The organism is Paractinoplanes maris, assembly GCF_023544465.1.
Classification (GTDB): domain Bacteria; phylum Actinomycetota; class Actinomycetes; order Mycobacteriales; family Micromonosporaceae; genus Actinoplanes; species Actinoplanes maris.
Genome location: NZ_JALPVL010000009.1, coordinates 454,964 through 462,808, shown reverse-complemented (window position 1 = coordinate 462,808; position 7,845 = coordinate 454,964). Strand labels below are relative to the sequence as shown.

At 69.6% G+C, this 7,845-nt stretch carries 6 protein-coding genes and 1 pseudogene; 3 read left to right on the top strand and 4 right to left on the bottom strand.

Annotated features, from left to right (window positions below):
- On the bottom strand, positions 1–949 hold a 949-nt coding region (locus NAG42_RS27460), incomplete at its 3' end, for an RNA-guided endonuclease InsQ/TnpB family protein (protein WP_250034523.1).
- A 25-nt stretch (positions 950–974) separates the two neighbouring features.
- Here NAG42_RS27460 and tnpA point away from each other — a divergent pair.
- Positions 975–1,391, top strand: a complete 417-nt coding sequence (tnpA, locus tag NAG42_RS27455) for an IS200/IS605 family transposase (protein WP_250034521.1) — start codon at positions 975–977, stop codon at positions 1,389–1,391.
- A 500-nt stretch (positions 1,392–1,891) separates the two neighbouring features.
- Here the strand turns inward: tnpA and ftsH are convergent, their stop codons facing one another.
- Both ftsH and NAG42_RS27445 read right to left on the bottom strand, forming a co-directional pair.
- The gene (gene ftsH / locus NAG42_RS27450; protein ID WP_250034519.1) at positions 1,892–3,889 is read right to left on the bottom strand and encodes an ATP-dependent zinc metalloprotease FtsH; all 1,998 of its coding nucleotides are present in this window, start codon (positions 3,887–3,889) and stop codon (positions 1,892–1,894) included.
- A 202-nt stretch (positions 3,890–4,091) separates the two neighbouring features.
- On the bottom strand, positions 4,092–5,255 hold the full coding sequence (locus NAG42_RS27445) for a hypothetical protein (protein ID WP_250034518.1): 1,164 nt from the start codon (positions 5,253–5,255) through the stop codon (positions 4,092–4,094).
- A 595-nt stretch (positions 5,256–5,850) separates the two neighbouring features.
- On the opposite strand from NAG42_RS27445, the gene NAG42_RS27440 reads away from it, so the two are divergent.
- On the top strand, positions 5,851–6,138 hold the full coding sequence (locus NAG42_RS27440) for a hypothetical protein (protein ID WP_250034517.1): 288 nt from the start codon (positions 5,851–5,853) through the stop codon (positions 6,136–6,138).
- Between the two features lie 3 nt (positions 6,139–6,141).
- Here NAG42_RS27440 and NAG42_RS27435 read toward each other — a convergent pair whose 3' ends face one another.
- A complete protein-coding gene (locus tag NAG42_RS27435) occupies positions 6,142–7,380 on the bottom strand; it encodes an FAD-binding protein (RefSeq protein WP_250034515.1) in 1,239 nt (412 codons plus the stop codon).
- A 216-nt stretch (positions 7,381–7,596) separates the two neighbouring features.
- Here NAG42_RS27435 and NAG42_RS45400 point away from each other — a divergent pair.
- Positions 7,597–7,845, top strand: a pseudogene (locus NAG42_RS45400) (STAS domain-containing protein); the annotation flags it as partial.

The window sequence follows — 7,845 nt, the reverse complement described above, 5'->3', positions numbered from 1 at the left end:
GGCCGAAAGTGCGCCCGTACCGCGCCGCCTTGTACTCCAACATGCCGGTGAATCCGGCCCATCCCGCATCGTGCACAGACTTCGCCAGTCGGGTCCGGCCGAGACCGGCCACGCACAGATCCTCGACGTACACCGCTTGGTTCTCGCGGATGATCGCCGTGGACAGTTTGTGCTGCCAGTCCCGCCGGGTGTCGGCCACCCGGGCGTGCGCCCTGGCGACCTTCACGACGGCCTTCTTCCGGTTCTGACTCCCGCGCTGCTTGCGCGAGAGCGCCTGCTGCAACCGCTTTAGCTTGCGCGCCGCGCGGCGCAGGAACTTCGGTGCGGCCACCTTCGTGCCGTCCGGGAGCACCGCGAAGTGGGTCAGTCCCAGATCGATACCGACCTCGGATTCGACCGGCGGCAACGCCTCGTCGGTGGTCTGCACGACGAACGAGGCGAAGTGACGCCCGGCCGCGTCTCGGATGATCGCCACACTCGACGGGTCCGACGGCAGCGTCCGGGACCAGCGGACCGCAAGGTCGCCGATCCTCGGCAGGCGCAACCGGCTGTTGTCGAGGACCTTGAACCGGGAGTTTTTCGTGAAGCGGATGGCCTGCCGGTTGTCCTTGCGGGACCGGAACCGGGGCGGGGCCAGCTTCCGCCCCTTGCGCTTGCCCGAGATCGAGGCGAAGAAGTTGCGGTACGCGGTGTTCAGGTCCGCCAGGGCCTGCTGCAAGACCACGGACGACACCTCGCCCAGCCATGCCCGCTCAGGCGTCAGCTTCGCCTCGGTGATCAGGCGGCGGGACAGCTCGCCGTCCGAGACGTACTTCTCGCCCGCCTCGCGGGCCTGCTGACGCAGGCGCAGCCCGTCGTTGAACACCACCCGCGCGCACCCGAACGCCCTGGCCAGCTCGATCTGCTGGCTGGTCGTCGGGTAGACGCGGAAGTTGTAACGAAGCTGCACGAGACATACCGTAACATGTTGGTCTATGGCTGAACTTTCAGGCATCCGCACTGGTAGACACTGCGTTTTCGCGATGCACGTCCACTTGGTCTTCGTGACGAAGTTCCGGCACAAGGTATTCGCCGACCAGCACCTGACCCGCATGGAGGCAATCATGCGGGACGTGTGCGCCGACTTCGAGGCCGAGCTGGTCGAGTTCAACGGCGAGAACAACCACGTGCACCTGCTGGTCAACTTCCCGCCCAAGGTGGCCGTGGCCCGGCTGGTCAACAGCCTCAAGGGCGTCTCCTCGCGGCGGCTGCGGCAGGAGTTTCCCGACCTCGTGCGGCACTACTACCGGGCCAACAAGCTGTGGTCGGGCTCGTACTTCGCAGGCTCCGTCGGCGGGGCACCGCTCAGCGTCGTAAAGCAGTACATCGAGCAGCAGAACCGTCCCGGTTAAGGCACTGCTCGGGCCTGGCGGCCCTCCCAGCGCGGGCCTTCACCCCCGGCCTGAAGACCGGAGCACTGGCCCGCATTCCGGTAGCACTACGTGTCGCAGCCGGTGCGAGAGCCGCAGAGCGCCCGGCCCGCATTGCCATGCACCCAGCAGGACCGGCCGACGACGTATGCCGAAGGCGGACGCAACCGGCATTGTTGAGTTCCCGCAAGCCACCACCCAGGCCGGCCTGCTTTCGCTGGCCGCCTGGTTTCATCCCCAGCGCGGCAGCCAGACCACCTACCCGTCAGGTGACCGCCACCCCGACCAAGCATCCAGCAGCCGGCGACCAAGGTCTTCAGCCGGCGGCAAGCTCGCCCGCAAGGGCGGAGGCGGGGGTGAGCAAGCAAGGCCGTAGCTGCTCTTCCAGGCCCTGCTTGCTCACCCCCGCCTCCGCCCGTCCAGCGCAAGCAAGCCCAACCCACAAAGCCGACACGACCCCTGATCCCGCCGCAACCCCCGACTCAGGATGCAGCGGCTGAGGGAACCCCATTGGGCGGCGTCGAATCGGCGGCCACCGGGTGCGGGATGCCAGGAGCAGCCGTCGAGCCCGGAGCCTCACCGCGGGCGACTGCACCCGGGGCCTCGGCTGGGCTGATGCCGGCTGCGGCGTAGGCGTCGGCCTCGTCGAGTGTTTCGGTTTGCAGGAGGCGGTGGGCCAGGCTGTCGAGTTGGGGGCGGTGGGAGCGCAGCAGCGACAGGGCTTCGGTGTAGCACTCCTCGACGATCTTCCGGACCTCGGCGTCGATCAGTTCCTTTGTCGCCGGGGCTACGCCGTCGAGGCCGAAGGGGGACTCCTGGCCCGGTGGGGGTAGCACGGTGACGGGGCCGATGACCTCGGACATGCCCCAGCGGCCGACCATCTGGCGGGCGATGTTGCTGACCTGGTCGAGGTCGCTTTCCGCGCCGGTGGTCATGTCGCCGAACACCACTTCTTCGGCGGCGCGCCCGCCCAGCGCCCCGATGATGCGCCCCCGCAGATATTTGGCCGAGTAGCCGTACCGGTCGCTTGACGGGCTTTGGAAGGTCACGCCCAAGGCCTGGCCGCGCGGGATGATCGAGATCTTGCGGACGGGGTCGGCACCGGGGGTGAGCATGCCCAGCAGGGCGTGGCCCGACTCGTGGAACGCGGTGCGCTCCTTTTCGTCGGGGGTCAGCATCAGGCCGCGGACTGTGCCCAGCACGATCTTTTCCAGGGCGTCGGTGAAGTCGTTGTTCTGCACCTGGCTGTGGCCTCGGCGGGCGGCCAGCAGGGCTGCCTCGTTGACCAGGTTCTTCAGGTCGGCGCCGACCATGCCCGGGGTGGAGGCGGCGATGCCGTCGAGGTCGACGCCGGGGGCGACCGGGACACCGCGGGTGTGCACGACGAGGATCGCGCGGCGACCGGCCAGGTCGGGTGGGCTCACCACGACGCGACGGTCGAAGCGGCCGGGGCGCAGCAGTGCCGGGTCGAGGACCTCGGAGCGGTTGGTGGCGGCCAGCACCACCACGCCCTCGCTGCCGGTGAAGCCGTCCATCTCGGTCAGGATCTGGTTGAGCGTCTGCTCACGCTCGTCGTTGCCGCCCAGCGACTGGGCGCTGCCCCGGGCCCGGCCGATGGCGTCGAGCTCGTCGATGAAGATGATCGACGGGGCCACCTTTTTGGCCTGGTCGAACAGGTCTCGCACGCGGCTGGCGCCGACGCCGACGATCGCCTCGATGAACTCGGAGGCCGAGATCGAGAAGAACGGCACCTGGGCCTCGCCGGCGACCGCACGGGCCAGCAGCGTCTTGCCGGTGCCGGGCGGGCCGGAGAGCAGCACGCCGTGCGGGATCTGGGCCCCGAGCTTGCGGTATTTCTCGGGCTCCCGGAGGAAGTCGACGATCTCGGTGACCTCCTGCTCGACCTCTTCGATGCCGGCCACGTCGGCGAAGGTCGTGCGGGGCCCGGACTCGGGTTGGTAGAGCTTGGCCCGCGACTTGCCGAAGCTGCCCAGCACACCCCCGCCACCGCCGCCGGCCATCCGCCGGCTGATCCAGATGAACAGGGCGACCAGCAGGATCGTCGGGCCGAAACCGATCAGCAGCTGCTGCCAGATCGGGGCCGGTGCGTCCGGCGGGTTGGCGTTGACCGGCACGTTGTCGGCCTGCAGCTGGGAGAAGAGGTCGTCATCGGCGAACGAGGGCCGCTGGGTGGTAAACCGGTCGACCTGCTCGGATTTGGTGTCGCCGGTGGGCGTGTAGGCCACTTCCTTTTTGAACTGGCCCTCGATGGTGTCGGCCGTCGACGTGATCTCGCTGACATTGTTGCCCTGGACCTGGGTCAGGAAGAACGTGTACGAAACCGAGGCGCGCTCGGGCGGGGCCAGGAAGAACGACGAGATGATCCAGTTGAGGGCGAGCAGGACGACCAGCGTGCCGCCGAAGCGGACCCAGGAGGAACGCGGCCTTGGCGGGCCACCGGGAGCAGGAGTGGGCGGCACACCCTCCACCTTCCACGGGTGTGGACGGTGGGGCGGCTTCGCTTCGGGGGCTTCAGCGGGCATGGCGCGAAGCTACCCCTGGTGGGTGACATGAATGCGCCGTCGTGACGCGCGTGACTCGTGCCAATTTGGTTGGAGACATGAAGACGCGCGCCCGGGTGGGGGTCCGGGCGCGCGCCTGGCAGGTGGAGGGACTAAATGCTTACTGGTTGAGCGCGCAGGGGGCGAGGCCCTCCGCGTTCAGGTTCGGCTTGGCGGCGTTGCGGCCGATCGCCGTCTCGATGCGGTTGATGGTGGCGAACCGCTTGTCCTCCAGCGGGCCGAGGATGGCGTTCTGGATGAAGGCGGGGCCGCCCTGGCCGACCGACGACACGATGCGGGCGTTCGCCTCGGCGATCTGGGTGTCGAGCAGCTCGAGGTTGCGCTGCACCTCGGCCGCGGCCTGGGCCGGGATGGCCGGCAGGTTGGCGACCTGCGGGCAGTTGACCGTCGGCACGGCCACGTCGGAGCCGGCGTCGCCACCGGCACCCGCGTTGCCACCGCCGGGAACCTCGGTCGGCTGCTCGGCGGAGGAGCCGCCGTTCTCGTTGAGCGAGCAGGTCGACAGGCCCTCGGCGTTCAGGTTCGGCTTGGCCGCGTTACGCCCGATCGCCGTCTCGATCCGGTTGATCGTCGCGAACCGCTTGTCCTCCAGCGGGCCGAGGATCGCGTTCTGGATGAAGGCCGGGCCGCCCTGGCCGACGGAGGTCCGCAGCCGGTTGTTGGCCTCGGAGATCTGCGTGTTCAACAGCTCCAGGTTGCGCTGCACCTCGGCCGCGGCCTGGGCCGGAACGGCCGGCAGGTTGTCGACCGCCGGGCAGTTGACCGTCGGGACCGCCGCCGCTTCGCCACCGCCGCCGTTGTTCCCCGCGGCCGGCACCTCGACCGGCTGCTGCGCCGAGGAGCCACCGTCCTGGTTGAGCGAGCAGGTCGACAGACCTTCGGCGTTCAGGTTCGGCTTGGCCGCGTTGCGCCCGATCGCCGTCTCGATCCGGTTGATCGTCGCGAACCGCTTGTCCTTCAGCGGGCCGAGGATCGCGTTCTGGATGAAGGCCGGGCCACCCTGGCCGACGGAGGTCCGCAGCCGGTTGTTGGCCTCGGAGATCTGCGTGTTCAACAGCTCCAGGTTGCGCTGCACCTCGGCCTGCGCCTGGGCCGGAACGGCCGGCAGGTTGCCGACCTGGGGGCAGTTGACGGTGGGCACGGATTCCGCGGCTGAGGCGACGCCCAGACCGACACCGGTGATGACGACCGCGACCCCCACGACCGCACCGATCTGCCAACGGCGCGAACTCGTGCGGGACTTGTTGTACCGGGCTCTGTACATTGGGGCTGCGCCTTCCGCGACGGGGGACCGAAAACTGGCTACGGCCATCCATACGGGAGCGCTCCCATGAGGGATTATCGCTTAAGGAACACTTAAGACGATCTTTCTCAGCGGCAGCCATTCCCCCAGTTCATAGGCCCGGAGGCGATCTCTTCGAGCTTCGCGGGACGGCTCGGCCACCAGGAGAGCTCCCGCAGCGCGTTCTCGCTTCGCCCCTTCCCCGTACGGTCGGATTGTCGCCACCGACGGTCAGGAACCGCTCCCCCGAGCCGCCGAGCGTGAGCCGCCAGAGAGAGTTCGGCCAGTTCGTCGACGTGCACGGTGGTCCAGTGCTGGTCGTCCGGCCCGACCAGCCGCAACGCCGCCGGGTCACCGCCGCTCGCCGCCGTGGCTCCCGGCCGCAGCCCGGCGAGCACAGCGCCGACAAGTCGTGGTCGGCGCCGGGACACCTACTGACCCGAGCAAACAGGCTTGTCGGCACCGAGGGATCGCCATATCGTGGCGGCTCTCGGCAACGGTGAAGAGGTGATCGCGGTGCATCCGGTCTGACGACGGCCCCAGGACGGGGCTGCGCGGAACCGGAAGGTGACCGTTGATGAGCCGGACCGACAAGACTCGGCCCTGGTGGGTGCAGCTGGCGGACGCACCCGGGGTGAGCTGCAAGCCTGTGCACGACCACCGGTTCGGGCCGTGCACGCTGCCGCGGGTGGTCGAGCCGCGGCGTGAGCGCCGTGGTGGCTGCTTCTGGGCGGGGTCAGCCGCGTTTCGGGTACGGCGTTGTGAGAGCCACGGGCACGTCGAGTGGAATCTCCTGCGCCGTCAGGAGCGCCGGCGCCGCCGCCACCAGGCGCGCCGGGAGCTGCGCGCCTGGGACGGGGCGTGACGATCAGCCGACGATGGCGGCCAGCCACTCGTTGCGGAAGGTGCCGGCCGGGTCGTAGCGGCGCACGAGCTCCTGGAAGTCGGCGAAGTGCTCGTATCCGGCCCGGATCGTCTCGGGTGACTGGGTGAAGACCTTGCCGAAGTGGGCGCGGGGAGCCAACGGCTCGAGGACCCGCTCGAGCTCGGCCACCACGGGCAGCACGGCCTCGGTGTCGGCGATCCAGGTGAAGTGCAGGGCCATGCTGTCGCGGTGGTAGTTGGGGCTGAGCCACAGGTCGTCGGCCTTGATGGTGCGCAGCTCGCACACCTGCAGGACCGCCGCCACCTTCTCCCGGATCGAGGCGACGGCGTCGATCGCGGCCAGGCCGTCGGCCCGGGCGACGTGGTATTCGGACTGGAGCTCCTCGCCGCTGGACGGGGTGAACTCCATCCGGAAGTGGGGCAGGCGCTGGTGCCACGGGCCGGGGACGCCGCCCTGCTCGGTGCTGTTCATGGCGGGCATGCCGGGCACCGGGTGACGCGGGCCGTCGGCCAGGTGGGCGCCGAACCAGTCGCCGGTCATCGGCTCGGTGCGCTTCAGCCAGGCGTGGCTGATGTCGAGGCTGGTCCAGTTGGTGAACAGGCTGACGCTGTAACCGTCGGCCAGCATCTCGTGCAAATGCTGCTCGACCGACGCCCGGGGCACGCTGTCATAGACGTACTGCCGCAGTTCGAAAGCCGGTTGGACGTCGAGTGTGAGCGCGGTGACCACGCCCAGCGCGCCCAGGCCGACCACCGCGCCGGGGAAGTCGGCGTCGCCGCGGGCGAGCGTCACGAGCTTGCCGGAGCCGTCCACGAACTCGATCGACGAGACGGCGGCGGCCAGGTTCTGGTTGCGCTCGCCGGAGCCGTGGGTGGCGGTGGCGACCGCGCCGGCCACCGAGATGTGCGGCAGGGAGGCCGTGTTGTGCAGGGCCAGCCCGTTGTCGTAGAGGTGGGCGGCGAGCACGCCGTAGCGGATGCCGCCGTCGACTCGTACCGAAGTGCGGTCCTCGCTGATCTCGGCCAGCCGCGGCAGGTCGGCCAGCGAGACCAGGGTGCCGTCGGTGTCGGCCATCCGGTTGAACGAGTGGCCGCTGCCCAGCACCCGGATCGGCCCGCCCGCGGCCACGATGTCCTGCACCTCGCTCACCGAGGCGGGCCGCCGCACGTCGCGGGCCCCGAAGACGATGTTGCCGGCCCAGTTGGTCAGTCGCTCACTCATCCGCCCACCCTAAAACCCTTTCCCGTACGCCGGGCAGGCGCGCACACCCCACCGGAGCACCAGAATCGGAACCCACCGCGATAACCGCCTATATCGGGCGCACGATCGACCCGGAAAGGGGGCAATGCGGTCGTTGCGGCCGAGGCCGGGGTGAGCCGGACGGCCGATCTTCCGATGCCGCGATGAGTTCGGTGGCCGCGGCGAGTCTCATCTGACATGACGGTCCTGCTCGCCGTCGGCGCGAAGGTCACCCGCGCCGACATCCCCTGCCTGTGCGCACGGCTGGCCGACCTGCTGCGCGGCCGGGCCGGGCCGGGTCAGGTCGTCTGCGACGTGTCGCAGGCCCGGGCCGACGTCGTCACCATCGAGGCGCTGGCCCGCCTGCGGCTGACCGCCGGCCGCCACGGCTGGCGGTTCAGCACGCACGGGGCGACCGACGATCTGCTGGTCCTGTTCAGCCTGATG

Excerpts from the sequence above, each read along its gene's own strand:
- NAG42_RS27435 (WP_250034515.1), bottom strand. The coding sequence starts at position 7,380 with ATGAGTGAGCGACTGACCAACTGGGCCGGCAACATCGTCTTCGGGGCC.
- NAG42_RS27445 (WP_250034518.1), bottom strand. The coding sequence starts at position 5,255 with ATGTACAGAGCCCGGTACAACAAGTCCCGCACGAGTTCGCGCCGTTGG.
- NAG42_RS27440 (WP_250034517.1), top strand. The coding sequence starts at position 5,851 with ATGAGCCGGACCGACAAGACTCGGCCCTGGTGGGTGCAGCTGGCGGAC.
- tnpA (WP_250034521.1), top strand. The coding sequence starts at position 975 with ATGGCTGAACTTTCAGGCATCCGCACTGGTAGACACTGCGTTTTCGCG.